The organism is Nostoc sp. (assembly GCF_036917235.1).
In the GTDB taxonomy this organism is placed as follows: domain Bacteria; phylum Cyanobacteriota; class Cyanobacteriia; order Cyanobacteriales; family Nostocaceae; genus Nostoc.
Genome location: NZ_JBALDU010000098.1, coordinates 1 through 24,696, shown reverse-complemented (window position 1 = coordinate 24,696; position 24,696 = coordinate 1). Strand labels below are relative to the sequence as shown.

Here is a 24,696-nt window from a genome sequence, read left to right as displayed (position 1 = left end):
TGAGCGAAAATCTGTAAATAAGTTCGCATCATGCGCTATGCTGCCAAAAATTTTTAATTATTCTAAACAAGTTGCTTGATTGCGTTTGTAGCGAAATAAACCAAATACGACAGCAATTAATCCCAAACCTGTAAGATTTGCAGGCTCTGGAACCTTACGAATGGGAGGCTTAGGCGGAGTGTAGTACCTAATTGGGACATCTGGCAGATCGCCATTAAATAGATAGTTGTGAGACTCGCCATTTCCTGTCAAAGAAGCTACTACCACATTGCCGTTAACTTGACCGTTATTGAAATTGAAATTAGCTAAAGGCGCAAGAATACTACCTTGGATGCCAATTCCACTAGCAGTTATGTTAGTTGCTTCATAAAAGTTGTAGATTACCTTTTGTTTATCTGCGCCAATGATATTAAACCCAAAGTTTTGCAGTGACACATCCTTACCGCTGATATTGACGACGATAGTTGAATTTGCGTCTCCCTTAATTTCAAAATAGTTGGTCTTGGAGACAGATGAGCCTGCAAGATTAAAAACATTGAAAGCAGTACCACTGCTACTAAGGTTAATAGCACCCCAAGGTTGAACTGTTGTGTTACCAGTAGGAGTTAAGGTTGCCAAATATTCAGATAATCCTCGCAGTTGTTTCCCTGCTTCATTGAAGTCGATGGGATTACCCTGGCTGAGAGTTCCTTGGGGAAATCCCACATTGCTGGCTACATTGGCACTGCCTCCATAGACAGCATTACCGTGGTAAATTTGACCGTTACTCAGAGTTAAATTCTGTCCAGCGACTACTACGTTGCCGCTATTGCCAGAAAGTCTGCTTCCAAGTCCGCCGACGAAATTTATGTTACCGCCAGCAGCAACTTTTCCTTCAATATCTGTATATTTTTGAGAAATATCTCCCAAAACAAATACATTGTAATCAGAGGCAGCACCTAACTCAATTGCATTCGCTCTTGCTGAGAAACCCAGCGCTAGAGTGACTACAATCGGAACTGTTACTAACCCCCAAATATAATAGGTTTTTGATTTCATCTTATAGTTTAGGAATCATCATGACGATCCTATGGGTATAAATCAAAGATTACACTAGTCTGTTAGCTATTTTTATTGAAGTTTCACACTAGTAAAACTACTGTATATTTTCCCTAGATCATTTGAAAAACCGCACATTTACTATTGACTTTATCAATTAGACTTTATCAAAAATAATTCAAGAGTTATAAAGTTATTTCACAACTTTCAAAGTTTTGAGACTAATGTCATTGCAACCGCTGATAAATCCGCCCATAGCCTGGATTTGTTGTAGGTATTCAAGGACTGATTCAGCGATCGCTTCTCCCGGCATTAACACAGGAATTCCTGGGGGATAGGGACAGACGATTTCGGCACAAATGCGTTTATTAGTTTGTGTCAAAGGTAGTATTTCACAGACTGCAAAAAAAGCTTCACGGGGAGAAAGTTGTAAAGCATAATCTAGGGTTCTGTCTAGATTTAGCCAAACCTGGTTTTTAACAGTCAAGTTGCTTCGGCGATATTCTTTGGCGAGGGTGGTGAAACCTTGCACTAATTGTTCAATATCGGCTGGGGTGTTGCCCAAACTAATGATAAAGGTGAGATGTTGCAGTGAGGCGAATTCAGCAGTGACACCTAATTTTTCATCTAGAATTTCATCTGCTTCAAATCCGGTTAAACCTAAAGCAGAAACAGTGACAGTTAGTCGTGTTTTGTCTAAAGCTAGAAAGCCGAGAGGTTCCCCCAACCGAGGCATTTCCAAAACAGATAATCCAGGAATTTGACTGATTTTTGTTCTAGCTTCGTGAGCAAGTTGCAAAATACGAGACATGAGCATTTTTCCGTGGAGTGCCATTTGCTGACGCGCTGCATCTAAAGAAGCTAAAAGTAAATAACTAGGACTGGTAGATTGTACGAGTTGCAAAGCTTTACTGATGCGATCGCCATTTATCCTATCACCCTGAATATGCAGCATCGATGCCTGTGTCATTGCACCGAGTACTTTGTGGATGGATTGTACAGTTAAATCAGCACCTGCGGCTAAAGCTGAAGTGGGTAATTCTGGATGAAAAGCAAAGTGTGCGCCGTGTGCCTCATCTACAAGTAAAGGGATATTATATTGATGTGTAATATTGGCGATCGCACTCAAATTTCCACAAACGCCGTAATATGTTGGGTAAACTGTCAACACTGCTTTGGCGTCTGGATGTTGTTGGAGTGCAGATTGTACAGCATTGGGTGTAATGCTGTGGGCAATATCTAAAACTGGATCGTATTCAGGATTGATAAAAATTGGTATAGCACCAGAGAGAATTAAACCAGCGATCGCAGAAGAATGCACATTGCGAGGCAGAATAATTTTATCGCCTGTGCCACAGGTAGCAAGAATTGCCGCTTCAATCCCACAGGTAGAACCATTGACAAGAAACCATGTTTGCGAAGCACCAAATGCCTCAGCCGCCAGTTGTTGTGCTTCTTGAATAACGCCTTGGGGTGCAAAGAGATTATCTAAATCTGCTAATTCGGTTAAATCAGCGCGAAAGACGGCTTTACCAAGTAAGTCAGCCAAAGGTTGAGAAATTCCCTTACCTAGTTTATGTCCTGGAGTGTAAAAAGGCGCATGAGGTCTTGCTGCATTAGCTTTTAAGGCATCTAATAAGGGTATTTGGTTTTGATTGAGCATTTTTGGGAAAACGAACCGTTAATGATAGAATCTTAAATCTGCTAGGGCATATTCAGAGACAATGAAATTACCCAACGGCGAACAAGCAGAGATTTCTGTGCAAAAGCTCATAGGTTATTGTCTAAACCCAGAACATCCGAGTGGGAAACATAAAGCCAGAGTTTTCGCATCAATTCTTGGAATCACGCTAGAAAATTCTGATGTTTTGCGTGAATTGATTCAAACAGCAGCAGTTGCAGGTGAAGTTGTTCAGCAAAGTACTACACAATTTGGTCAACAGTTTAAGGTAGATTGGATAGTACCTGATACAGACGGAATCAGGCTGCGGACAATCTGGGAAATTACTGCTAATAAACCCTATCCACGTTTGATTACTGCATTTTTGAAGTTAAATGAACAAAATTAAACTTTTGGATACTATTGCTACACTTAAGCCGATTCCCATTGAGAGATTACAACTAGTGGAAGAAGATTATACTTCTATCAAAAGCTTACCCAGTGGACAAGTTGGAACAATTGTAGAAGTGTATGAGCAAGAAGAATATAATTATTTAGTCGAGTTTGCTGATACTCAAGGCTGTGAATATGCAATGGCGACTTTGAGATCGGACGAAATTTTAGTTTTACATTATGATTTGGCAATTGCCTAAATTTTTACTTTAGGGTCTGTATCTAAATTGAGGTGCGATCGCTTATAACTTATTCTTCATACACAGCATAGAGTAATAATTACGTATTACGAATTATTCATATGAGGCCCTATCATCAAATCCCAATTTTCGAGTGTGGTGAACCGCTAATCAAGATTCCTTTAGAATTGTTTGCGGTGGAATCTCCCCATCCTTATGAAAAATTAGGTGCGCCTTATGGCGATGGCGATCGCTCTCCTTATTATCTCCGTCAAAGCGTTATCGAAAATTTGCTCCAAGCGCAAAATTATCTTAATCTTCTGCATCCTAACTGGCATATCCAAATTTTTGATGCCTATCGCCCGATCGCAGTCCAGCAGTTTATGGTAGATTACAGCTTCACCCAAGCAGTGCGGGATAGAGGACTGACTAATGTGGAGTTATCCCCAAACCAACGCCAAGAGATTTGGGAAGCGGTTTATGCAATTTGGGCTGCACCGAGTTTAGATGCAAAAACTCCGCCTCCTCACAGTACGGGTGGGGCGGTAGATGTAACGCTAGTAGATGATGCAGGGCAAATAGTAAATATGGGTTCGCCAATTGATGAAATGTCAGAGCGATCGCACCCAGATTATTATGCCAATAGCGATCGCTCAGAAACCCAAAAGTATCATGCTCACCGTCAGCTATTGCAAGATGTAATGTTAAAAGCTGGCTTTCAACGCAATCCTAGAGAGTGGTGGCATTTTTCTGTTGGCGATCAAATGTGGGCTTGGCTGAATAATCAATCTAATCCAGCCAATCCTGTCACAGCACGTTATGGGCGTCTTGCATAAATGCGTTATGCATCTTGAGGATTTAACTCTTTTAACTCGTCGGTGGTGTAAGTACCAATAGGAGTCCAAACTAGATAGGGAAGGAGTAACAGCGCCGCCATTAAAGAAATCGGCAAAACGCAGATTGCGAGAACAACACCTGAAATCAAACCGATTAGCCCAAGAATTTCCCCAACTTTGAGACTGCGAAACCTCAACATTGTGGGTATGTAGGCGACGGTGATAATTTCCACCAAGAGGTACAAAGCCATTAGTAGCCAAGTAATTATGCCTCCTGGATTTTTTTCCCAGACAATATAAGCTGAAGCTGCACCGCAAATAAAAATCACAGTCCAGATGATTGGAATCAGTGGCTCAAAAACTAGCCAACGAGGGCGACTTAAGTTTGCAAACCATTTAACATCACGCGGCGTAATCAAAAAACTCCCAAGGGCGATGAGGAAAGTTACAGCCCCAATTATTATCCCAGATGGAATCATAATGCACTCCTGCTTGTGTATTTTGTCAAGTCATACACTGCAAGTTTGACAATTTAAGCTAGATGTTTAATCATTCCCTGGTGCGATTCTTAGGCATCTTGAGGATTGAGACGGATCATCTGCCAAGTGGTATAAGTACCAATGGGACTCCAGAGCAAATAAGGAACTAGTAATAGTGCTGCCCAACCAGAAAAACCTAAGACTGCAAGTATCAATAAAGCACAAATAATCAAACCTGTACCACCGAGAATTGTGCCCACTTTCAGACTGCGAAGCTTAAACATTACAGGCGTATAGGCAATGGTAACTATTTCTAATAGCAGATATAAACCCATGATTAACCAGGTTGAGGTGCTTCCTGGGTCTTTTTCCCAGACAATATAAGCTGACCAAGCACCGCAAATAAATATTACAGTCCAAATAATGGGAATTGCGCCCTCAAAAGTTAGCCATCTCGGTCGTTGTAAACGCTTGAACCATTGGCGATCGCTAGGCGTAATCACGTTTGCTGCTAAAGCAACCAAGAAAGCCACACCCCCAATCACCATCCAAGATTTAATCATGCCCGTTAGTCCTTACAAGCGCTATTTATCGCTTAATATCACTCTTTATAGTGTGATTTTGTCAATTTAATTGCTAATTACTCATCATCCCTGAGTTTGAAACCTTCACATCGTTTGGCAGGATTTTAAATTATGGGCATTGCGAATGGGGCATTGCTACCGTTTTGGAGGCGATCGCTTCCAGAGGTTATTTTTTCTGATTAAATTGTATGTACAACTTTATTTTTTCCAAAGTGTTGAGTAGCTAACGATAAAATCGTGCTTTGTAGGTGATAGAATTATACAGCTTTTTTATTTGCCTACACGTTTAAACGCTACTACAAGCCAATGTGCAATTACTCATGATTTTTTGAGGTAGTACTCAAAAAAAACCTTTATTTAAACGTTGCGCGATGACACAGACAACTACAGAGCGTCTATACTCTTTTAAAGAATATCTCGCTTATAACGATGGTACTGATAGCCGTTATGAACTGGTGGATGGAAAATTAGAACGCATGAATCCACCAACTTTTAGACATTTACTACTTGCTAAATTCCTTGAACAGACATTTGACACAGAAATCAATCGCTTGAGTTTACCTTGGCTATGCTTTAGAGAAGCGGGGGTGAGAACGGGATGGCGGAAGTCAAGATTGCCTGATGTTTATGTTGTCACCGCTGAACAGGTAATGGAATTCCTTGATGAGTCTGCTGTTTGTCAGTCTGCGCCGATATTAGTAGTGGAAGTTGTCAGTCCTGATTCAGTAAAACGCGATTATCGATATAAACGTTCTGAATATGCAGCCTTAGAAATTCCTGAATATTGGATTGTAGATCCAATAGAGTCAAAAATTACGATTTTATTGTTGTCAGAAGGATTGTACGAGGAAAAAGAGTTTAGCGGGAGTCAGCAAATTGTGTCTGTAACTTTCCCAGAAATTGCACTTACAGTTGAACAAGTGTTGTCTGCGGGTAATGTTGGTTAAAAAATAGACCATCCCTTCTGCTAGTTATGACAAGACCGTAAAACTCTGGGCTTACTTAAATAACCTAGTACCGCAAGGCGGAAGTACAAAAGTCAAAAACCACTTTTCAAACAACCTCTGAGACAACCAGAGCTAGGATAAGAAGGTAGTCTGTTGCAGACAAGCTAACTATATGACATCCATATCACGTGTTGTTCATAGCGACCCCGATATATTGGGAGGAACCCCTGTTTTTATTGGTACTCGTGTGCCGATAAAAACCTTGCTCGATTACCTAGAAGCGGGTGACTCACTGGATGAGTTTTTAGATCACTTTCCCAGTGTCAGCCGTGAGCAAGCGATGTCTACGACGGGCTACGCCTACGCCACTCTAAAAATTAGCAAAGGAAATGCTGACCGCCTATGCGAATTCTGCTTGATGAGTGTGTTCCACGACCCTTAAAACGTGAACTCACTGATTATGAGGTACGCACAGTTGTGGAAATGGGATGGTCAGGCAAAAAGAATGGTGAACTGTTGCAACTAACGATCCAGGAAAGTTTCACGATTCTCCTCACAACAGACCAAAACTTACAATATCAGCAAAACTTGCAATAGGCTGGAGTTGCGGTCGTTGTTCTCGTGGCATCTAGTAATCGCCTACCTGATTTGCTTCCATTGATACCCAGTGTTCGCAGTATCTTAACAACAATCGTTCCGGGTGTGGTTGTTGAAATCGGAGATTTTTGACGTGAGCTTTATCCAACAACTCTATTCTTTTTGATGATGAAATCGAATTCCTAAAAAGATGTCGTAAACAAACTCAAAAAAGTCCTTTTTCTGCAACAATCCTGAAGTTTGATAACATCCTTTTTCATCTAACAGGGGCTTCATCACATAGTATGCAGGTTGGTAATTATACCAAGGAATAGAAGGCCACAAATGATGAATTAAGTGGTAATTCTGTCCCATAATCAGAATATTGAGAACTGGGTTAGGATAAACGCGAGCATTTTTCCAGCGATCGCGCTCTGCAAAAGGACGATGGGGTAAATAGTCAAAAAATAATCCCAGTGCTATCCCCACTACAAAAGCTGGTATAAACCAAAAATTCAGAATGTAACCCAAAAAGTCGTATTGGACTGATATATAAACAATTACACCGATAATTAAGCGGCTGATGAACCATTCTAGTAGCTCATATTTACGCCAAAGTCGCCGTTGAAAGAAAAATACCTCGTGGTACAAAAACCTCACTGCAATCAGCCACAGGGGCCCACCCGTCGAAACATAATGATCTGGGTCGTCTTTGGGATGGTTGACATGACCATGATGCTGTAAATGCACTCGCGTAAATACAGGAAAAGCAAAAGCTAGCATCAAAGCGCTACCATGCCCTAACATCGCATTTATCACTCGGTTGCGATGGGCAGATTGGTGACAGGCATCATGAATTACCGTTCCAGCACAATGCAAGGCAATCGTGTTAACGCTAAAGCACAGCCAGTGCGGCCATTCCCAAAGCCAGTAACCAAAGTTGGATAACACCAGCATGGATACAGCTACAGAAAACAGCAGCAGCGTTGGATTGAAATCACCAGGAGGCGCTAAAAATTCCTTGGGTGGGATTGTCAGTGGCTTTTGTGCCTCCGATGCGATCATCTTTAAGATTGACTCCTTTTTGAGCAGACATTACGAATATACGATAAATATTAGTGAAAGATAAAGTTTTGCAAAGTTTTGTATAGCAAGATTTATCCACAGCTTTGCATATCAGCAGATGAATAACGCTATGATTCCAGACGAAGCCTAGTCTTTACTGATAAGTGGGGTATGACTATCGCCAAAAAGTTTATAGAATAAACTCCTTCGTGGGGAGGATGGATACAAGATTGATGTACTATATCTAGTCTATCCCACAGCCCCACTCTCCCATAAACCCTCTCTAACTGCTTATATCTATTGATATAGCAGTGACTGAAAAGGAGATGCCGTTTAAGTTACGATGACTTCCCAGATAGCTCCCTAACTTCAGCCCCTATGCAATTAAGAGATTCTCTGCGCCGGACAAAAATTGTCGCTACTATTGGCCCCGCCACTAGCAGTCCTGAAATGCTCAAGGCGATTATTGAAGCGGGAGCCACGACGCTGCGGCTAAACTTCTCCCACGGAACTCATGCCGATCATCAGCGTAGTATTCGCTTAATTCGGCAAACCGCTTTTGAATTAAATCAGCCAGTGGCTATTCTCCAAGACTTGCAGGGCCCAAAAATTCGCTTGGGAAAGTTTGACAACGGGTCTATAGTTTTGGCAAAAGGCGATCGCTTCACCTTGACAAATCGTCCAGTTGTGGGAACGCAAGAAATTAGTTGCGTCACCTACGATTATTTAGCCGAAGAAGTCCCAGTTGGTGCAAAAATCCTCCTTGATGATGGACGAGTAGAAATGGTTGTGGAGGAAATTAACCGGGACAAAGGTGATTTGCATTGTCGAATCACCGTGCCTGGTAAACTTTCTAACAATAAAGGTGTAAACTTTCCCGGTGTTTATTTGTCAATTAAAGCAATGACCGATAAAGACCGAGAGGATTTAATGTTTGGTCTAGATCAGGGTGTAGATTGGGTGGCACTTTCCTTTGTCCGCAATCCCCAGGACATGATCGAAATTAAAGAACTAATTTCTAGTACAGGCAAGCAAGTGCCAGTGGTTGCCAAAATTGAAAAGCACGAAGCCATTGAACAAATGGAGGCGATTCTAGCTTTGTGTGATGGCGTGATGGTTGCCAGAGGCGACTTAGGCGTGGAATTGCCAGCGGAAGATGTTCCGGTACTGCAAAAGCGGCTAATTGCGACAGCAAATCGCTTGGGAATTCCCATCATCACTGCTACTCAAATGTTAGACAGTATGGTGAGCAATCCCCGTCCCACTCGCGCGGAAGTTTCGGATGTGGCAAACGCGATTTTAGACGGCACAGACGCGGTGATGCTCTCCAACGAAACCGCTGTGGGTAGCTTTCCTGTAGAAGCAGTGGCGACGATGGCGCGAATTGCCGAACGTATGGAGCAGGAAGAAGCCCAACACCTAAACTTACGTTCTACGAGAGATGCGCGACGCTCCATTCCCAATGCGATTAGTCAAGCTGTCGGTCAAATTGCCGAACAATTAGGTGCAGCGGCAATTATGACCCTAACGCAAACGGGGGCAACAGCTCGCAATGTCTCTAAGTTCCGTCCTCATACACCAATTTTGGCAGTGACACCCCATGTAAATGTGGCGCGGCAGCTACAAATGGTGTGGGGAGTAAAACCGCTGTTGGTACTAGGATTACCTTCCACTGGTCAGACATTTCAAGCTGCGATTAACGTGGCTCAGGAACTGAAGTTACTGTCCCAGGGAGATTTAGTAGTGATGACGGCGGGTACACTCCAGGGGATTTCTGGCTCAACAGATTTGATTAAGGTAGAGGTGGTAACGGCAGTACTAGGTCACGGAATTGGACTAGGACAAGGTTCAGTGAGTGGTCGCGCACGGGTGGCTAATACTGGTATGGATGTGAGTAACTTTAATCCCGGAGACATATTAGTTGCACCCCGCACTAGTGCCGATTTTGTTGAGGCAATTCGGAAAGCTGCCGGGATTATTACCGAAGATGAAAGTCTCACAAGTCACGCGGCAGTAATTGGCTTACGTCTTGGTGTACCAGTAATTGTCGGTGTGAAGCAGGCAACGCAGGTGATTCGAGATGGGGCGATTATAACGCTGGATCTGCAACGGGGTTTGATTTACTCTGGGGCGGTGAGAACGGCTTAGGAGCAGGTGAGCAGGTGAGCAGGTGAGCAGGGGAGTTGTAGTAAGTTTTATCCCCTCTGCCCCTCTGCCTCTTGTACCCAATGCCCAATGCCCAATGCCCAATCCCTTAATTAAACAGTTGCGATCGCAGCTCCAAGCCATCCAGCAAAGTTTTTTTGCTGTGTGGAATCAGGATGCTCAACAGGCTTTACCTGATATCGAGTGGGATGTGGGGATGTGAGGGTAATGGAATAGGTACGCAGTTCGTCTTGGTGGAAAATTGCGACTTGAATGGTATCGTTTGGTTGGTAATCTTTCAGGCGATCGCTTAAGCCACCCGCAGTTATCTTAATCCCATCAATTGCTAACAATTCATCACCGGCATCAATTCCCCCGGCTTGTGCAGGTGAACCAGTCTCCACAAACTTAATTATCTCTCGCCCATTCTCTGTATTTATTCTCACGCCCAAGTAAGGTTCTTCCTGTTGATCGGCTACCAACTGCAAGCCGAAGGGTTCTAGATACTGATTAAATGGCAAATCTTCAGTAGTATCAATGTAGCGTTTAAAGAAATCAGTCAAATCGATTCCGGCAACAGATTCTATAACTTCCTGTAACTGTTCTGGGGTATAGCCAATTTCATCTTTCCCAAATTGCTGCCACATTTTCAGCATCACGTCATCCAGGGAGCGCTGATTGTTGTGAGTAGAGCGAATCAGCAAATCCAGCAATAACGATACCATTTCTCCTTTTAAATAGTAAGAAATTTGGGAATTACCGCTATTAGCATCTGGGCGATAGAGTTTTATCCAGGCATCAAAACTAGACTCGGAAACGGGTTGTACCTTGCGCCCCGGTGTCATTTCATATCTGGTAATTTCCTTACCTAAGTTATTTAAATACGACTGAACATCATAAATTCCCGCCCGCAAAGGAATTAACAAGTCATAGTAACTAGTAGTGCCTTCACAAAACCATAACGATGGTGTGTAGTTTTCTTGGTCGTAATCAAAAACCTCTAATGCTTTTGGGCGAATTCGCTTGACATTCCACAAGTGAAAGAATTCGTGTGCAACTAATTGCAGAAAGCGATCGTACTTTTCTTGAGCGCGAAACCCAAAACGTTGGTAAATTAAGGAGCAAGAGTCTTTATGCTCCAAACCGCCAAAAGCTTGGCTAAATAAATGTAGCAGAAACACATATCGTTCATAAGGCAAACCGCCGAACATCTGCGCTTCTACCTGAATAATTTTTTGGATATCAGCAATCAGCTGCTGAACTTGGTAATTACCTTTCCCCCAGATTGCCAATTCATGAGGTTTTCCTAATACTTCAAATTGATACAATTGGTGGCTACCAATCTCAAACGGAGTATCCACCAGAGTATCAAAATCGCTAGCTAAGAAAGTATTTGTTTCCTCAGCAACGGGTGGTAGGGCAGTTGTTGCCAGCCATTCCGGGTGTGGTGGTACGATGGTGACGCGAATGGGTTGGTTCTCCCAGCCCGGTATTCTAAAAAATAGTGCCGCACCGTTGAAATAACCGTGAGTGGTATCTAAGTGATTTGTTCGTACCGATAGCTCATTGGCAAAAATGCGGTAACGTATAGTTAATTCTGAAACACCTATTTTGTCTACCTGCCAGTGATTTTTACCGATCTTCCGCCAAGGTAAAGGCTTATCTTCTGCAAAAGCCACAAAATCTTGTAAATTCTTGGCGTATTCCCGGATTAGATAGGAACCTGGTGTCCACACTGGCAATTTTAAATCGAGAATCGGTGAGGAATAATTGACAAGGCGTAAAGTCACTTCAAACAGATGGGTTTCTGGTTGGGACATCGCCACTAGGTAATGAATCGTTGACCCAGTTTCCTCGACGTAGGTTTTGGGACGAGTTGCTGTTGCTTCAGTCATCTTGTTTGCTTAGGTAATTGTTAATAGGCTACGAGATGCAGTGCGATCGCACTGCATCTCGTAGAAAAGACAGTATTGTAAGTTTTGACTCCACGGATAAATCCGCTTTATCTCAAATAAAGATTACACTTTATTTCTTTTGTATAACTAATATACTACTTATGCATTGTACATAATTACTACAGGTCATTTGGGTATTTCAGCTATATTTAGCAGTCTGCGATGTCTACAATGAGCTACGCCAACGCACCAAAAATCCTTACTGGCGGAGATTCTCTGATTGGAAAACCCATTTGTAATAAAACACTTTTAAAATCTAGTTTCTAGGTTATACCTGGAAATGCTCAAATATAATACCCGTATCCTTTACTTCTCGCTAGAAGCCGAGGTTCTATCTTCTGAGCTTTGATCAAAAATCGAAAATCCATGACACCTTCCGATCTAAAAGCATATTTAGACAACCTGATCCGTAAAAACTTGCAAATTAGTACGATGATTTGGGGGCCTCCTGGCATTGGCAAATCCAGCATCGTCGCACAGATAGCTCAAGAGTATGATATCGACTTTGTGGATGTCCGCCTCAGTCAACTTGCGCCCACCGATTTGCGCGGTTTACCCGTTGCCGAAGATGGTATTTCCAAGTGGTATCCGCCAGAATTTCTCCCTCGTGGCGGTAAAGGCATCTTGTTTCTAGATGAACTAAATATGGCACCGCCAGCAATGCAGGGAGTCGCTCAACAGTTGATTTTAGATCGGAAAGTCGGCTCCTACGTTGTACCATCAGGTTGGTTTGTCTGGGCTGCTGGCAACCGCAAAGAAGACCGTGCAGCTGTATTTGATATGCCTGCACCTTTAGCAAATAGGTTTTTACATCTGGAGGCACAAGCTGATTTTGACAGCTTCAAAGCTTATGCCTTAGAAACAGGCGTACACGAGCAAATAATAGCCTTTCTTTCCTTTCGCCCCACATTGTTGCATAAAATCGATCCCCAGCAACCCGCTTGGCCTTCACCTCGTTCTTGGGAAATGGCAAGTGCCCTACACCATGCAGAATTAGATATTACTCCGGCGGTGGGGGTTGCTACAGCAACTGAGTTTCAGGCTTTTATTCAACTTTACAAAACACTACCGAATCTGACACCTATTTTGGCAGGTAAAGGCGATCGCATTCCCTGGCCTCAAGAACCAAGTACTAAGTATGCTACAGCAATTGGTTTAACAGTGCGGGCTACTGACGCAAACCAAGCTTACAACGCTTTTATTTGGCTCAGTCAAGTTGCAACAGCCGAATGGGTGCAGTTATTTGCAGTCGATTTATTTCGAGTCATGCGGAGTAGAGGACATCTGGGTGTTTTGGCGCAATTAGTCCAGAAAGACGCAAAATTGCAGCAGTTTATGAAAGATTTTCAACAGCTAATGGGTTTATGAATAATGAAAATAGCTCCTGGATTATCAGTGCTTCTGTGCTGCGTTTGCGGATGAAGTCGCCATTTTTCGCTACCCTAGCATTGTTTGCTCGCTTCGTTCCTTCGCAGCAATTACCAACTGCTGCCACTGACGGCAAAGATATCTTTTTTAATCCAGAGTATTTGCTTTCTTTACCCACCACTCAACAGGATGGACTGCTACTGCACGAAGTTTTACACGCTGCACTGCTTCATGTGCCGCGCCGGGGTGTGCGCGAAGCCGAATTGTGGAATATTGCCGCAGATATTGTAGTCAATGGCATTATTAGCCAACAGGGTGTATTTGAACTGCCTCCAGGAAGACTGCGAGAACCTAAACTGGAGCATTTGAGTGTAGAAGAAATTTATGAGTTGCTATTAAAAAATACTAATGATTCAGTAAAACTACTGCATCCCGATTTACTTAATGAAGCCCCTTTTGATGCCTCATCCTTTTCAGATGTGACTAACAATGACACCAGAAATCAGGCAGGAGAGACTCAGGAAACAGGAAAGACAGCACACCCTAACGACTTTGCCCGTCCGACTGCCGAAACTTCCTCCACAAACAGCGATAGTCTGTCAGAAGCGAGAAAAGCAGCTTTAGAGACACACTGGCGCAATGCTTTGCAACAAGCTGCTGTTATTGCTCGTACAGTTAATCAAGGTTTACTACCAGCAGGGATCGAACGGGAATTGGGAGCGTTAACCACTGCTCAAATTAATTGGCGTAGTTACCTTTGGCGTTATTTGGTACAGACACCTACTGACTTTGCAGGCTTTGACCGCCGCTTTATTGGGCGGAAACTGTATTTGGAAACTCTACAAGCAGAAAATGTCGAGGTATATGTAGCTGTAGATACTAGCGGTTCTATTGATAATCAGCAAATGTGGATGTTTTTAGGGGAAGTGCAGGGAATTTTGAGTGCTTATCCTCATTTAAAATGTGAGCTTTATTACGTTGATGCAGAAGCTTACGGGCCATACAAACTCAATCTCAATCTGACTCTGCCAAAACCTCAAGGTGGTGGTGGCACGTCATTTGTACCGTTTTTTGAGAAAGTCGCAGAAAGTTGGGATGGGCAAACTCAAGGCGTTTGTATTTATTTAACAGATGGTTATGGTACTTTCCCCGATAAAGTACCGGAATTACCTGTGTTGTGGGTGGTAACTCCTGGTGGTTTGACTTTAGAAAAGTTTCCTTTTGGGGAAGCGGTGCGGCTATTGTCGGTTTGAAAAATGCCTATAATTACGATGTTCGCCTCAATTTCCACAAACGAAGGCTGTTTTTGTTAGCACTGGCTAACAATTTTCCGTCTGGACTAAATTTTAAATTGATTAGGTTATTCATCACTTTTTGCTGATCGCTTTTGAAGCTGTGGATTTCTTCCATTGTCTCCAAGTCCCAGAGTCTGATGGTACCGTCGCTACTGACACTAACTAAAATTGTCTCTGATGGACTGAACGCTAAATCCATAATGGAAGAATATGTTTCCAAAGTTTTGATCTCACAATTTGTCTGCACATTCCACAGTTTTATTGTGTGGTCATAACCTCCACTGGCAAGAATGCGATCGTCTGGACTAAAGACAATTTGCTTTATCCATTCAGAATCATGTGTAAAACTATAAATCATTGTGTTTGTTTTCACATCCCACAGTGCAATTTTTCCCCGCTCCACAGCCGCAAGCATACTTCCAGTAGAATTGAGTGCTAATGGATTGGGATATTCAGCACCTAAATTTACAACACCCAATTCCTCGCCCGTTTGTAAATTCCACAGTTGTACTGGTTGCTCGTTATAGCGTCTTAACAGTACTTTTCCATCTGCGCTCATAGCAACATGAGCAACAGAAGATGAACCTCCTCCTCTAGAGTTCCACTTCTCTCTATCGTCTCTAGCTAGTGCCACCTTTCTACGTTCAAAAAAATCACCATAGAAATCGCTGCTGATTAACGCTGGATTTGATTGATTATTAGCCTGAGTAAAAGCAATATTAGGGTAGTATGTGCGTTGCGATCGCAAACAACTGTATGTTTCCTCTCTTGTCTGAACTTTCCACAGCTTAAAATCTTCAGCGCTTTTGCTGGCTAGGGTCTGACTATCAGGACTAAAAGCCAGAGATTGTACTGCTGCTTTGTGTCCAGTGAGGAGGCAAATTTGTTTACCAGTTTGTCTATCTAGCAGTTCAATCTGACCGTCTACATTCGGCGCACTTCGAGCGGTGAATTTTCCATCTGGGCTGTGTGCTTGAGTGAGGATACCGCTAGAATAACCCTTTAATGTCCTTGTCTCATGACCAACGTCAAAGACCTCGAAGGGTTCTCCTGTACCCATCATAGCTACACCTTTAGCATTGCCATCAAACACAAAAGAAGCATTAAATACAAAAGAAGTCAAATTGGCTGAGTGGTTTTTAATATTTTGAATTAACTCTCCTGTCATGGGATTCCATAGTTTCAACTCATTCACATAAAAACTCTCACAGAGATTTTGTCCATCTGCACTGAAAACGACAGAGACAACTGGTTCTGATTGCAAATCTATTTGATTAATTTGCTGACCAGTGTTGGGATTAACCAAGATAATTTTTTCATTCCAGTCTGTATATGCCAACATCTCACCATCAGGACTGAAAGCAAAAGATGACCCCCATAGCTGATTTAGCTCTAAATGTAGAGACTGTTTAATTACTTCATTCAGTTCGCCCAAAATTGCTAATTCCAAGTTAGCCTGCTTTGCCTGAGAAATTTCTGCTCCTCGTAGGTCAGTCTGTGTTAAAATTGCCTCTTCTAGTTCAGCTTTAGACAAGTCTGCTTTCTGCAAGTTATCATTTGTCAAGTTTGCTGCTTGTAATTGACCTTCTTGCAAATAAACTTTTTGCAGGCTAGCTTGTTGTAGTTGAGCTTTTCGTAGTCTAACTCGCGCTAGATTAGCCCGATCTAAAATACATTGTTCTAAATTAGCTGCTGTTAAATCGGCACGCACTAATTCAGCTTCTCGGAGGTCAGCTTGCACTAACTGAACACAAGGCATATAAGCAGAATTGAGATTAGCTCGTGTTAAAACTGCACCTTTCAAGTTAGCTGCATCCAGCTTTGCTTCGTTGAGATTGGCCTCACTTAGGTTAGCTGCACTCAAATCAGCACCTTGAAAATCAACTCTTGCTAGATTGGCTCCTCTCAAGTCTTGTTCGCTGAGATTTGCCCAACTGAGATTAGCTCGATACCAATCAACTTCTTTGATGACTGCGTGGCGTAAATCACTACTATTGAGATGAGCGCATCTTAAGTTGGTTTGAGTGAGGTTTGCACCACGCAAGTCTGCTTCTATCAAATTGGCTTTGCTCAGATTTGTGTTGGAGAGATTTGCATTTTTGAGGTTTGCTTTTTCTAGATTAATTCCTGTTAAGTTGGCTTGACTAAGGTTAGTATTTTCGAGGTTAACCTGAGTGAAATCACGCTCTCCAAGTTGATAAGCTGCTAGTAATCCCTCAGCACCGCCAATTTCTCGGAATGATGTTAAAGTATGTTTTTTTGGAAGCATAATAATGTTTGAGTGTGAAGATAAAATGGCGTTGCTGATTAAGAGGGCAAATTTATTTTCACGCAGAGGCGCAGAGAGTTAGAGGAGATTTAGAAAAGGTAGAGGGTAATTCCTGGTCTAAAATCTCAAATGGATGGTATGAATTTTAAGATGAGGAGAGATTCTGCAATCTATCTTTTGCTGCTGCCCGAACTAGCTGATTGCTGTCTTGTGCCAGTTGAATGAGGATTTGTTGAGTAGCTTGGGGATTTTGAGCTATGGCTAGCCGTTCTAACCAGGAGATAGAAAGGCTTTTTTCTTGTAGTAATTCCTGGGAAATTTGGGGTTGATTTATGCCCCTTGTCCAACCATCACTATGGTTGGCTAGATGTTTGAGAAAATTAGGAAATGTGGCAGGAGAATTAGCCAGTTTTCTACATAAAAAGTCTTTGTAGCTAAAGTCTTTTACGCAATGTTCAACGATAAATTCTGGGATTGGGCAAATCTGAGCTAGAACTACAAGATCGCTAGTATCGGCTTTGTAAGCGTTAGGGATGATTCCTTGAATTACTTCTTTTATTCTTTCTTTGTATTTCTCTGTTAATTCTCCAGCCAGATTGATGTGTAAACAAGCAGATTCCACAACTTGAGGATGTCGGCTTTGAGTTAATCGATTCAATACACCTTTAGGAGTTTGGACATTGTTAACTAGTGCCAGTTGCACTTCCAAGTCCGCCTTCTCTGCTGCTTGTTCCAAAATATATACTGGAACATTTTCCTGTCTAAGAATACTTCGCAAAGTATTTAAGGGAATTTCTGCAACTAAATTGAGATTTTCCAAAAGCAGTAATGGCAACACTGGATTATCTAGCAATTCGGACGGAAATTCTGCTCCCAAACGCAACAGGACATCAGCAGGAGTATTAGGATTACCTGCAACCAACTGACGGATTATTTTGTCGCTAGATAATGCTAATTCACGCAACAGTTCTGGGTCAGTACTAGGTTCTGCTGCTACTAATTGTGCCTGTGTGACGTTTTTTGTCAGGGGTAGAGTGGTGTCATCCATTGGTCTAAATTTGTGAAGTACCTACACCTCTAATAAGCAAGTCAACCGAAGCATCTTGTCGGTTGACTTACTTAATACCAAAATTTGTATCGCTGAATAAATAAAACAATCACACTTTGCCAGCTAAGTTCATCAACTGTTTGAAGTTCACAAGATAAGTGATGTTGTTGGCGCTATCAATTTTTATCCACCCTTTTTCATGCAACTTTTCCATGATTTTGGTGGTTTCTTCAACGCCGATTTCTGTCACCTCTGCTAAATCTTTAAAGGGAATGTTAAAAATTTCTCTTCCTAAGTCTGATTCATGACCATAGCTTTCACCTAAAGTAACTAGAGTATGAGCGAGTTTAACTGCTGGTGGTGAAGACCGCATTTGCAAGCGCACGTTAATTTGTCGCAATCGCCGCACCATCAGTTGCAACATCCGGTGATGTAACTGCGGGTCTTTAAACAATATTTGAATAAACCGCTCTCTGGAGATACTAAGCAACTTCACGGGTGAAAGGGCAATTACATCAGTTGAGCGTGGAGATTCATCCAAAATTGCCATTTCTCCAAAAAAATCGCCACGACCAAAAATTGCCAAAGCTACTGAATCTTCCGCGACGGTACGCCGGACTTTGACCCAACCAGAAACCACGAAGTAAACGGCGTTACCCCAGGCATCTTCCATCACAACGGCTCGCCCAGATGGGTATTCATGTTCAATTGCAACGTTGAGTAGCCATTCCAAAGTCTGTGGATTGGCTGTACTCATTAAGGGGAAAAGTTCACTAAAAACCTCAGTTAACATGAAATATTTGCAACAATAGGATTTAAGAGGGGGAAACTAACTTTGCTACTATTAAGTTTGTTTAAACCGTAATCTTACTCAGAATACGATCGCAAAATTTGCATTTATTTGGAGATGAATCTCTAAGCTTTATCAGTCTAGGATTCCATTACAACATAACAATTATGTATGCTAACGAAATCAGCGTTTTCACTTACCGACCGATGATTTACTCTTTGTTGGTAAATTGCTATCTAGTGCCAGTATTTTGATCTGTTGGTCTAAATTTTTCACTAATTGATTCAGGGTAACTAAAGCCTCTAATTGCTGAGAATCAAGGCTAGGATTCAGTAAAAGTCGTTCTTGTAGTTCATGTAACTTAATGCTTAGTTGCTGAGAAATTCCTAAAGCATCGTGGCCTATACGCGTCAATTGTTGTTGTTGATAGAATTTTAATGCTGCTCCCCGCAATACTTGGAGTGTTGCCTCTTCACCGTAGATTCCCGGCATGATTCGCAAGCGTAATAATAAGCGATTTTTTTGATATATGTATTCCTTTTCTACTTGTTTTGGTTCTGTAATCGTGGTTACAGGCAGGGAAGCAAACCGCTTTAATTCATTCAATACTCCTTGAAAAACTGAGAGCGGCAGTTTATCTAATACAGACTGCAAAACTCCATTGTCACTCCACAGTATTCTGCCTTCGTAAGCTTGTCTTTCTAAGTACAGGCGACCAATTCCCCCAGCCAAGATTCGCCCTAGTAATTCTTCTAGTAATTTTTTTGGTGATAGTGTTGTTAGCAACTCAATCTGACTCAGTAGTTCGGAAGCTTGTGTGGGAAAAATAGGTAAATTGTTTGATGATGTGGCTTCAGAATCCTCTCCCGGTTGAGTTCTGGGAATAGGGGTCAATAACGTCGTAGTTTGAGATGATTGGTCTAATGGGATAGGAGGCAAGTCTACCCGCTGTCCAGAATTTTGACGCTTTTGTGTCTGAAACACCATCAATACTGGTTGTTGATTTGATTCCGAGTCGGCATCTAAGAAAGGACTAGGTATGTCAGCAATCGTAGCTGGGCTATTTGTTGCGGGAAAGTCCACTGTTGGCTGATGCACTTGTTGGGCATCTAGCTGAGATGTATTCTTATGGTTGAGGTAGGCTGATAGTATTCTGCGGTGGGCATCAGCTGCGATCGCCTCAATCACCATTGTGCAATTGATAGAAGACAAAATGCGACCAACGTAATCTAGGGCTTCGCTCTCTTGTGGATGAACCATGCCTAACAAGAGGTTTTTGTCTTCTAATCCAAAGGGCAAAATTTGGTGGTAGAGGCAAGCTTCAAAGGACAAAAGATGATCGATTAGGTGGAACATTTGTTCGCGATCGCCTCCTTGCTCCCACCTAGTTTGAGCGGCAGTTAGCATTTGCTGTCCATTTGCTGCGGTATCATTTAGTTCGCCCTTTGAAGACAACATAGATTTGATTCGTTGGTATTTACTTATATTTTGCCTCTAATTCAATAGGTAGTTAATAAAGATACTTTGTTAAATTGTTAAAATTTAAATTATATATACTTAAGTAAATGTAAGTAGAAGATGAATTTTAGATTATAGGCTGGGGATAATACTGAGGATTGGGCATTGGGTATTGGGTTATTAATTATTCTCCCCTGCTCCCCTGCTCCCCTGCTCCTGCTTCCACTCCCACTCTTCACCCACCACAAGCTACTCCTGGGTTCTTAAAGCTTGGGCTGTCAGATAGACTTTCGTCCATTCGCCTAGCACTTGATGGGTTTTGAGTTTTAACTGTTCGGCTATGGCTTCTATTGAGTTACCCGCTTTCCGCAAAGCTAAAATCTGCCGCCCCAGAGGAGTCAATTTTTCATCAAGTTGCTGCCATTGGTTTTTTGTTAACCCCAAGTTATGTTCTTGCAAAGAAATTGAGAGCCAACTTTCCACGAGTTCTGGTTTACCTTTGAGGGCAAAAACACGCACAGCATGATAACTAATTTTTTCTCGTAGTCGGTATACTTCTTTAGTTTGCTTATTCAGTTTCTGGGCGATGTCTTCCTGGGACTTACCTTGCAAATAGAGTTGTAGCCATTCCACTGAGTCTGTTCCCAGATTTTCTTGTAAATAATCTTCAAATTCTTTTTGTACTGACTGGCGCAGCCCAAGTTGATCCTCTAGTTGTTGTGCTTCTTGATATTCTGCGATCGCCTGACTATCGACTAAGTTAACTCGATTGTCACTGTCGTCTGTGAGAACTTCTTCTGAGACTAGTCGAACCAAATCACGCCCTGGCACTTGGGTTAAACCACCGCGCTGAGTGCGACGCAAATAATTCACAAATCGGTAAGCTAATAGGGGTTGATTCCTTACTGGCCGCAAACAATATTCTTCTAAACTGGCAAATAGCAGAGCATCTCCCAATCTTCTATCGGTTGTATATTTGGCAATATCAGCCATTTGCTGTTGCATCTGGCTGTCGTTTTGAAGTAATTCTTGGAGTACTTCTTGTAACACATCCATCACACTGCGCTGGCGATCGCGGCTGAGGGAAACCCAAGTCTGAATCTTATTCCGTAATGTTACTAAACTCCCCAATCGGGTTATCAAGTTGCGATAAGCACGTTCTCGCCCCAGCCCCAAGTAGCGTTGACGTAAAATCCTCCAGCGATATTCCATCGCTTGCTTGGCGATACCGAGTTCTTTAGGATTAAACAGATCGAACCGTTTTGAGTCAGATCCCAACAGCCAGAGAATAATGCTTTGCCTTGCTGCTTCATTTTGGTCTGGACATTCGACAGCCAAGCGCTTTTGCCAATCTAGAGCCAGTTTTTCCACATCCGTTGTCATAGTGAGATTGCATTCCTCGAAACTCAATTTTGAAGTTTGCATTACAACCCCCATTCGTCCCACCTAATTGTTTAACTGGCAGCTGCCGCAGATTTCACGAATTTCATGAATTTCATGAAAATAGCTCAGTGATTCTACTTTTATTACGTCTGAATTCATTAGAATTATGCAGAAATTTCTATATTGATGTTTTGCTTTTACTTTAAAAAGTCCAAAATCAATATATATCAAGCATTTGGGGTATTTTGCCCACTTAAACTTTTTGTAAAGTTATGTGTTTTAGTTGAGAATAGAAATCTGCTGAAAGTGGGGAAGATACACCTTTCACAAATCTGACATTTTGTAACAGAGCCGAGGAACGAATCTAATTTAACTCAAAGTTGGACGTTATTCCACCAGTATAAGTTTCAACTCTGTACAAACCTTTACGTAGTAAGAATATTTAGCTAAAACTTCAGTTGCCCCACACTCCTAAAAGTGAGTGTGGGGACGCCAGTCGCCTGCAACGGGAAACCCGTCTACAGCGCTGGCTCATGAATGCGCGGGAGTGGAGAGAGATAGTAATTAAAGCGTAGAATTAGTCTCAGTATCTTATGTGGCGATGTCTACAATGGTCACGTCACTTCCTGGAAGCAAGCTACGCACAGCGTCTCCTAGAGAAGTGCGGGCTATGCCTACGCTATTCTAAATAGTAGGAATTGATAGGCAAATTTATCTTTTTTAAACTAGCTTCAGTCACAACTACACCTTTCATATTGGTTAAGTTATTCTTAAAACTTTTATATTCCTAAAAATGAACAGTCAACAGTCAATATTGGTTTTGACTATTGACTCTGACTGTTACTTTTCCTCTGCTTCAAAATCCAACTTATGCAAAATCTAAAAACAGGAGGAATGCATTTCTTAAAGTTTTAATAGTCAGAAGCCTGACAATAAACTTCTCTTTAAATTCATCTATGGGAATTTTTTGTTTTGAATTCCCCCGCAGGAGGTTAAATCTATCGATTGTTCGCTCTAACAATGGGATTTTCTACAGACTCTCGATACCCTTGGACTTGTTCTGTGTAACCAATTGGCAGAACAGCTTCAACGTTTTCATGGGGACGAGCAATAATTACCCAAGATTCAAGTGTACCGCCATAAACATTTTCTGCGGCTTCAATACCGGCAGCCATAGCGGCTTTTACTTCAGAAACATCGCCACGAATATTAACTGTAAAGCGAGCGCTACCTACTCTGATATAACCAACGAGGGTAACTCGACCAGCTTTTACCATAGCATCTGCTGCTGCTAGCACCGCAGGAAAACCTTTAGTTTCAAGTGCTCCAACTGCCTGTAATGACATTATTAATCTCCTGTATGAATAAACTGGGGGCTACAAGTTAATTGTACGAAGCTTCGCTACAGATTTTGATAGCAAAATTGCTTAGAACATACGGAAAGGTTCTGATTCCTCAGTGAAATGGATTGGTAATATGGTTTCCACATTTTCTGGGGGATTAGGAACGATGTAGTAGGTAATTACTGTACCAACTTTTACTTCCTCTCCAGCTACGATTCCGGCTTCAACAGCTCTATTTACTTCAGAAACGTGTCCCCGGACGGCGACTAACAAGCGGGCACTTTCCGCTTGACCATAATACACAATTGTGACTGCGGCAGCTTTGACCATTGCATCTGCTGCTGCTAAGACACTCGGAAAACCTAAAGTTTCAATTACGCCAACCGCCATTGGCATGGCATTAGCTCCTGGATTAAGGGATAAGCGATTTTAATTGTACGTGGCTTTAGTCCCCATTTTTACATTTTGGAAAACTTTCTTTGATGCCATATTTTTTTTGGAGAGTGGAGAGGCGATTAATTGTGTCTGTCCTGTAAGCGATTAATCGCGTCTGTTGGGAGTTAGAATATTTTGATATTCCCTGACTTATGTTTTATATATAAATTACAAATAATACTTCAGCATCTTAGGTTGTGTAACTTTATTGTTTAACAAAATCAGTTATGGGTGGAAGCAAGCTAGTACGATAAACTGAAATTTATGTTTCCGAATTTTCTTCCTAAGGCAGTTGAGCAACTCACAGAACCTACTTCGATCGCACTAGCTCGGAGTATTCAAACAACTGCGATCGCTACTCCTTTAACTAATCAAGCAGTTACCACAACCTATGTCAAGCAAGGGTGTGGTGGAACTCCGATTTTATTAATTCACGGCTTTGACAGTTCTATATTAGAATTTCGGCGGCTTTTGCCACTGCTTTCTGAAGATAATGAGACTTGGGCAGTGGATTTGTTAGGTTTTGGATTTACAGATAGACTTTCAGGAATTGCCTATAGCCCAACTGCGATTAAAACCCATCTTTATTATTTCTGGAAAAGCCTAATTAACCAACCTGTAATTTTAGTGGGCGCTTCAATGGGGGGTGCGACGGCGATTGATTTTACGTTGGCTTACCCAGAAGTGGTAGAAAAGCTGGTGTTAATTGACAGTGCTGGGTTAGCTGGTGGTTCGCCATTGAGCAAATTCATGTTTCCCCCATTAGATTATTTAGCAACTCGGTTTTTGAGTAATATGAAAGTGCGCGATCGCGTTTCTCGCATTGGATATAAAAATCAAACTCTTGCCTCTATCGATGCGTTATGTTGTGGCGCATTACATCTACAAATGCCGAGTTGGAATCAAGCTCTGATTTCTTTCACTAAAAGTGGTGGTTACAGTGCTTTTAGAGTGGAGATGCTATCACAAATTGTGCAACCAACGCTAATTTTATGGGGCGATTCCGATAAAATTTTGGGTACTGAGGATGCCACAAAGTTTCAAAAGGCAATTCCACACACTACTCTCACCTGGATTCAAGATTGTGGTCATCTTCCACACTTGGAACAACCACAAATCACCGCCCAGCATATTTTAGACTTTCGAGTTGAAAGATAGCCTAACCGTAAGAATTCAGCACGCAGGTGGTCGCCGAGCGTAGCCGAGGTTAGTCAGGAATCAGAATTTATAAGGAATCTAGAATAATTAGGGACTTCCAAGAAATAAATTATCCAATCTTGTGGGGCGGGCGAGACGCCATTGGTGTCAAGTTAAGGCAGAAGCCCAAATGTCAAGCGACCTTGCAGCGTTACGTCGATGTCGTTGGCGAACAGCTTTAACTAAGCCCATA

The 24,696-nt window shown here is 42.1% G+C and carries 21 protein-coding genes and 2 pseudogenes; 10 read left to right on the top strand and 13 right to left on the bottom strand.

Going from position 1 to position 24,696, the window contains the following annotated elements:
• Positions 1-57: 57 nt before the first annotated feature.
• Positions 58-1,038 carry a choice-of-anchor A family protein gene (locus tag V7K44_RS27530; protein WP_334936348.1) on the bottom strand — a complete coding sequence of 327 codons (981 nt, stop codon included), beginning with the start codon at positions 1,036-1,038 and terminating at the stop codon, positions 58-60.
• A gap of 193 nt (positions 1,039-1,231) precedes the next feature.
• Complete coding sequence (locus V7K44_RS27525) at positions 1,232-2,701, bottom strand: aminotransferase class I/II-fold pyridoxal phosphate-dependent enzyme (protein WP_334936347.1); 1,470 nt, start codon at positions 2,699-2,701, stop codon at positions 1,232-1,234.
• Positions 2,702-2,762: 61 nt separating this feature from the next.
• Here V7K44_RS27525 and V7K44_RS27520 point away from each other — a divergent pair, with 61 nt between their 5' ends.
• From V7K44_RS27520 to V7K44_RS27510, 3 genes are all read left to right on the top strand, one after another.
• Entirely contained in the window at positions 2,763-3,107 is a 345-nt protein-coding gene (locus V7K44_RS27520; RefSeq protein ID WP_334936346.1) for a DUF6883 domain-containing protein, read from the top strand.
• Complete coding sequence (locus tag V7K44_RS27515; protein ID WP_334936345.1) at positions 3,094-3,351, top strand: DUF4926 domain-containing protein; 258 nt, start codon at positions 3,094-3,096, stop codon at positions 3,349-3,351. The genes V7K44_RS27520 and V7K44_RS27515 overlap by 14 nt, the downstream gene beginning before the upstream one ends.
• A gap of 101 nt (positions 3,352-3,452) precedes the next feature.
• Complete coding sequence (locus V7K44_RS27510) at positions 3,453-4,166, top strand: M15 family metallopeptidase (protein ID WP_334936344.1); 714 nt, start codon at positions 3,453-3,455, stop codon at positions 4,164-4,166.
• A gap of 5 nt (positions 4,167-4,171) precedes the next feature.
• On the opposite strand, the gene V7K44_RS27505 is transcribed toward V7K44_RS27510, so the two are convergent.
• Positions 4,172-4,645, bottom strand: a complete 474-nt coding sequence (locus V7K44_RS27505) for a TspO/MBR family protein (RefSeq protein ID WP_334936342.1) — start codon at positions 4,643-4,645, stop codon at positions 4,172-4,174.
• Positions 4,646-4,734: 89 nt separating this feature from the next.
• Entirely contained in the window at positions 4,735-5,208 is a 474-nt protein-coding gene (locus V7K44_RS27500) for a TspO/MBR family protein (RefSeq protein WP_292740709.1), read from the bottom strand.
• 392 nt (positions 5,209-5,600) lie between these two features.
• Here V7K44_RS27500 and V7K44_RS27495 point away from each other — a divergent pair, with 392 nt between their 5' ends.
• The 3 genes and pseudogenes from V7K44_RS27495 to V7K44_RS27485 all read left to right on the top strand — a co-directional run bounded on the left by V7K44_RS27495 (position 5,601) and on the right by V7K44_RS27485 (position 6,773).
• Positions 5,601-6,176 (top strand): Uma2 family endonuclease, encoded by a 576-nt coding sequence (locus tag V7K44_RS27495; protein ID WP_334936340.1) that lies wholly within the window; start codon positions 5,601-5,603, stop codon positions 6,174-6,176.
• 172 nt (positions 6,177-6,348) lie between these two features.
• Positions 6,349-6,595 (top strand): annotated as a pseudogene (locus tag V7K44_RS27490) (DUF433 domain-containing protein).
• On the top strand, positions 6,579-6,773 hold the full coding sequence (locus tag V7K44_RS27485; RefSeq protein WP_334936339.1) for a DUF5615 family PIN-like protein: 195 nt from the start codon (positions 6,579-6,581) through the stop codon (positions 6,771-6,773). The pseudogene V7K44_RS27490 and the gene V7K44_RS27485 overlap by 17 nt, the downstream one beginning before the upstream one ends.
• A 153-nt stretch (positions 6,774-6,926) precedes the next feature.
• Here V7K44_RS27485 and crtR read toward each other — a convergent pair whose 3' ends face one another.
• The gene (gene crtR, locus V7K44_RS27480; protein WP_334936337.1) at positions 6,927-7,817 is read right to left on the bottom strand and encodes a beta-carotene hydroxylase; all 891 of its coding nucleotides are present in this window, start codon (positions 7,815-7,817) and stop codon (positions 6,927-6,929) included.
• Positions 7,818-8,195: 378 nt separating this feature from the next.
• On the opposite strand from crtR, the gene pyk reads away from it, so the two are divergent.
• Positions 8,196-9,965 (top strand): pyruvate kinase, encoded by a 1,770-nt coding sequence (gene pyk / locus V7K44_RS27475; RefSeq protein ID WP_334936335.1) that lies wholly within the window; start codon positions 8,196-8,198, stop codon positions 9,963-9,965.
• 110 nt (positions 9,966-10,075) lie between these two features.
• Here pyk and V7K44_RS27470 read toward each other — a convergent pair whose 3' ends face one another.
• Positions 10,076-11,857 (bottom strand): M61 family metallopeptidase, encoded by a 1,782-nt coding sequence (locus tag V7K44_RS27470; RefSeq protein ID WP_334936333.1) that lies wholly within the window; start codon positions 11,855-11,857, stop codon positions 10,076-10,078.
• A 426-nt stretch (positions 11,858-12,283) separates the two neighbouring features.
• Between V7K44_RS27470 and V7K44_RS27465 the strand changes: the two genes are divergently transcribed.
• Together V7K44_RS27465 and V7K44_RS27460 are read left to right on the top strand one after the other, a co-directional pair.
• Positions 12,284-13,285: an ATP-binding protein gene (locus tag V7K44_RS27465; protein WP_334936331.1), complete on the top strand. Its 1,002-nt coding sequence runs from the start codon at positions 12,284-12,286 to the stop codon at positions 13,283-13,285.
• Positions 13,282-14,538, top strand: a complete 1,257-nt coding sequence (locus V7K44_RS27460) for a vWA domain-containing protein (protein WP_334936329.1) — start codon at positions 13,282-13,284, stop codon at positions 14,536-14,538. Before V7K44_RS27465 ends, V7K44_RS27460 begins: the two co-directional genes overlap by 4 nt.
• 13 nt (positions 14,539-14,551) lie before the next feature.
• Here the strand turns inward: V7K44_RS27460 and V7K44_RS27455 are convergent, their stop codons facing one another.
• The 7 genes and pseudogenes from V7K44_RS27455 to V7K44_RS27425 form a co-directional block, all read right to left on the bottom strand.
• Positions 14,552-16,849 (bottom strand): pentapeptide repeat-containing protein, encoded by a 2,298-nt coding sequence (locus V7K44_RS27455; RefSeq protein WP_334936327.1) that lies wholly within the window; start codon positions 16,847-16,849, stop codon positions 14,552-14,554.
• A 145-nt stretch (positions 16,850-16,994) separates the two neighbouring features.
• Positions 16,995-17,897, bottom strand: a complete 903-nt coding sequence (locus V7K44_RS27450) for a hypothetical protein (protein ID WP_334936325.1) — start codon at positions 17,895-17,897, stop codon at positions 16,995-16,997.
• A gap of 109 nt (positions 17,898-18,006) precedes the next feature.
• Entirely contained in the window at positions 18,007-18,690 is a 684-nt protein-coding gene (locus V7K44_RS27445) for a Crp/Fnr family transcriptional regulator (RefSeq protein ID WP_334936323.1), read from the bottom strand.
• A 189-nt stretch (positions 18,691-18,879) separates the two neighbouring features.
• Positions 18,880-19,440, bottom strand: a pseudogene (locus V7K44_RS33315) (pilus assembly protein PilB); the annotation flags it as partial.
• A gap of 954 nt (positions 19,441-20,394) precedes the next feature.
• Complete coding sequence (locus V7K44_RS27435; RefSeq protein ID WP_334936319.1) at positions 20,395-21,582, bottom strand: HetZ-related protein 2; 1,188 nt, start codon at positions 21,580-21,582, stop codon at positions 20,395-20,397.
• A 944-nt stretch (positions 21,583-22,526) separates the two neighbouring features.
• A complete protein-coding gene (locus tag V7K44_RS27430) occupies positions 22,527-22,874 on the bottom strand; it encodes a carbon dioxide-concentrating mechanism protein CcmK (RefSeq protein ID WP_334846617.1) in 348 nt (115 codons plus the stop codon).
• An 81-nt stretch (positions 22,875-22,955) separates the two neighbouring features.
• Entirely contained in the window at positions 22,956-23,267 is a 312-nt protein-coding gene (locus tag V7K44_RS27425; protein WP_094352432.1) for a BMC domain-containing protein, read from the bottom strand.
• Positions 23,268-23,570: 303 nt separating this feature from the next.
• Between V7K44_RS27425 and V7K44_RS27420 the strand changes: the two genes are divergently transcribed.
• Positions 23,571-24,464 (top strand): alpha/beta fold hydrolase, encoded by an 894-nt coding sequence (locus V7K44_RS27420; RefSeq protein ID WP_334936317.1) that lies wholly within the window; start codon positions 23,571-23,573, stop codon positions 24,462-24,464.
• The last annotated feature ends 232 nt before the right edge of the window (positions 24,465-24,696 follow it).

Excerpts from the sequence above, each read along its gene's own strand:
- V7K44_RS27530 (WP_334936348.1), bottom strand. The coding sequence starts at position 1,038 with ATGAAATCAAAAACCTATTATATTTGGGGGTTAGTAACAGTTCCGATT.
- V7K44_RS27525 (WP_334936347.1), bottom strand. The coding sequence starts at position 2,701 with ATGCTCAATCAAAACCAAATACCCTTATTAGATGCCTTAAAAGCTAAT.
- V7K44_RS27520 (WP_334936346.1), top strand. The coding sequence starts at position 2,763 with ATGAAATTACCCAACGGCGAACAAGCAGAGATTTCTGTGCAAAAGCTC.
- V7K44_RS27515 (WP_334936345.1), top strand. The coding sequence starts at position 3,094 with ATGAACAAAATTAAACTTTTGGATACTATTGCTACACTTAAGCCGATT.
- V7K44_RS27510 (WP_334936344.1), top strand. The coding sequence starts at position 3,453 with ATGAGGCCCTATCATCAAATCCCAATTTTCGAGTGTGGTGAACCGCTA.
- V7K44_RS27505 (WP_334936342.1), bottom strand. The coding sequence starts at position 4,645 with ATGATTCCATCTGGGATAATAATTGGGGCTGTAACTTTCCTCATCGCC.
- V7K44_RS27500 (WP_292740709.1), bottom strand. The coding sequence starts at position 5,208 with ATGATTAAATCTTGGATGGTGATTGGGGGTGTGGCTTTCTTGGTTGCT.
- V7K44_RS27495 (WP_334936340.1), top strand. The coding sequence starts at position 5,601 with ATGACACAGACAACTACAGAGCGTCTATACTCTTTTAAAGAATATCTC.
- V7K44_RS27485 (WP_334936339.1), top strand. The coding sequence starts at position 6,579 with ATGCGAATTCTGCTTGATGAGTGTGTTCCACGACCCTTAAAACGTGAA.
- crtR (WP_334936337.1), bottom strand. The coding sequence starts at position 7,817 with ATGATCGCATCGGAGGCACAAAAGCCACTGACAATCCCACCCAAGGAA.
- pyk (WP_334936335.1), top strand. The coding sequence starts at position 8,196 with ATGCAATTAAGAGATTCTCTGCGCCGGACAAAAATTGTCGCTACTATT.
- V7K44_RS27470 (WP_334936333.1), bottom strand. The coding sequence starts at position 11,857 with ATGACTGAAGCAACAGCAACTCGTCCCAAAACCTACGTCGAGGAAACT.
- V7K44_RS27465 (WP_334936331.1), top strand. The coding sequence starts at position 12,284 with ATGACACCTTCCGATCTAAAAGCATATTTAGACAACCTGATCCGTAAA.
- V7K44_RS27460 (WP_334936329.1), top strand. The coding sequence starts at position 13,282 with ATGAATAATGAAAATAGCTCCTGGATTATCAGTGCTTCTGTGCTGCGT.
- V7K44_RS27455 (WP_334936327.1), bottom strand. The coding sequence starts at position 16,849 with ATGCTTCCAAAAAAACATACTTTAACATCATTCCGAGAAATTGGCGGT.
- V7K44_RS27450 (WP_334936325.1), bottom strand. The coding sequence starts at position 17,897 with ATGGATGACACCACTCTACCCCTGACAAAAAACGTCACACAGGCACAA.
- V7K44_RS27445 (WP_334936323.1), bottom strand. The coding sequence starts at position 18,690 with ATGTTAACTGAGGTTTTTAGTGAACTTTTCCCCTTAATGAGTACAGCC.
- V7K44_RS27435 (WP_334936319.1), bottom strand. The coding sequence starts at position 21,582 with ATGGGGGTTGTAATGCAAACTTCAAAATTGAGTTTCGAGGAATGCAAT.
- V7K44_RS27430 (WP_334846617.1), bottom strand. The coding sequence starts at position 22,874 with ATGTCATTACAGGCAGTTGGAGCACTTGAAACTAAAGGTTTTCCTGCG.
- V7K44_RS27425 (WP_094352432.1), bottom strand. The coding sequence starts at position 23,267 with ATGCCAATGGCGGTTGGCGTAATTGAAACTTTAGGTTTTCCGAGTGTC.
- V7K44_RS27420 (WP_334936317.1), top strand. The coding sequence starts at position 23,571 with ATGTTTCCGAATTTTCTTCCTAAGGCAGTTGAGCAACTCACAGAACCT.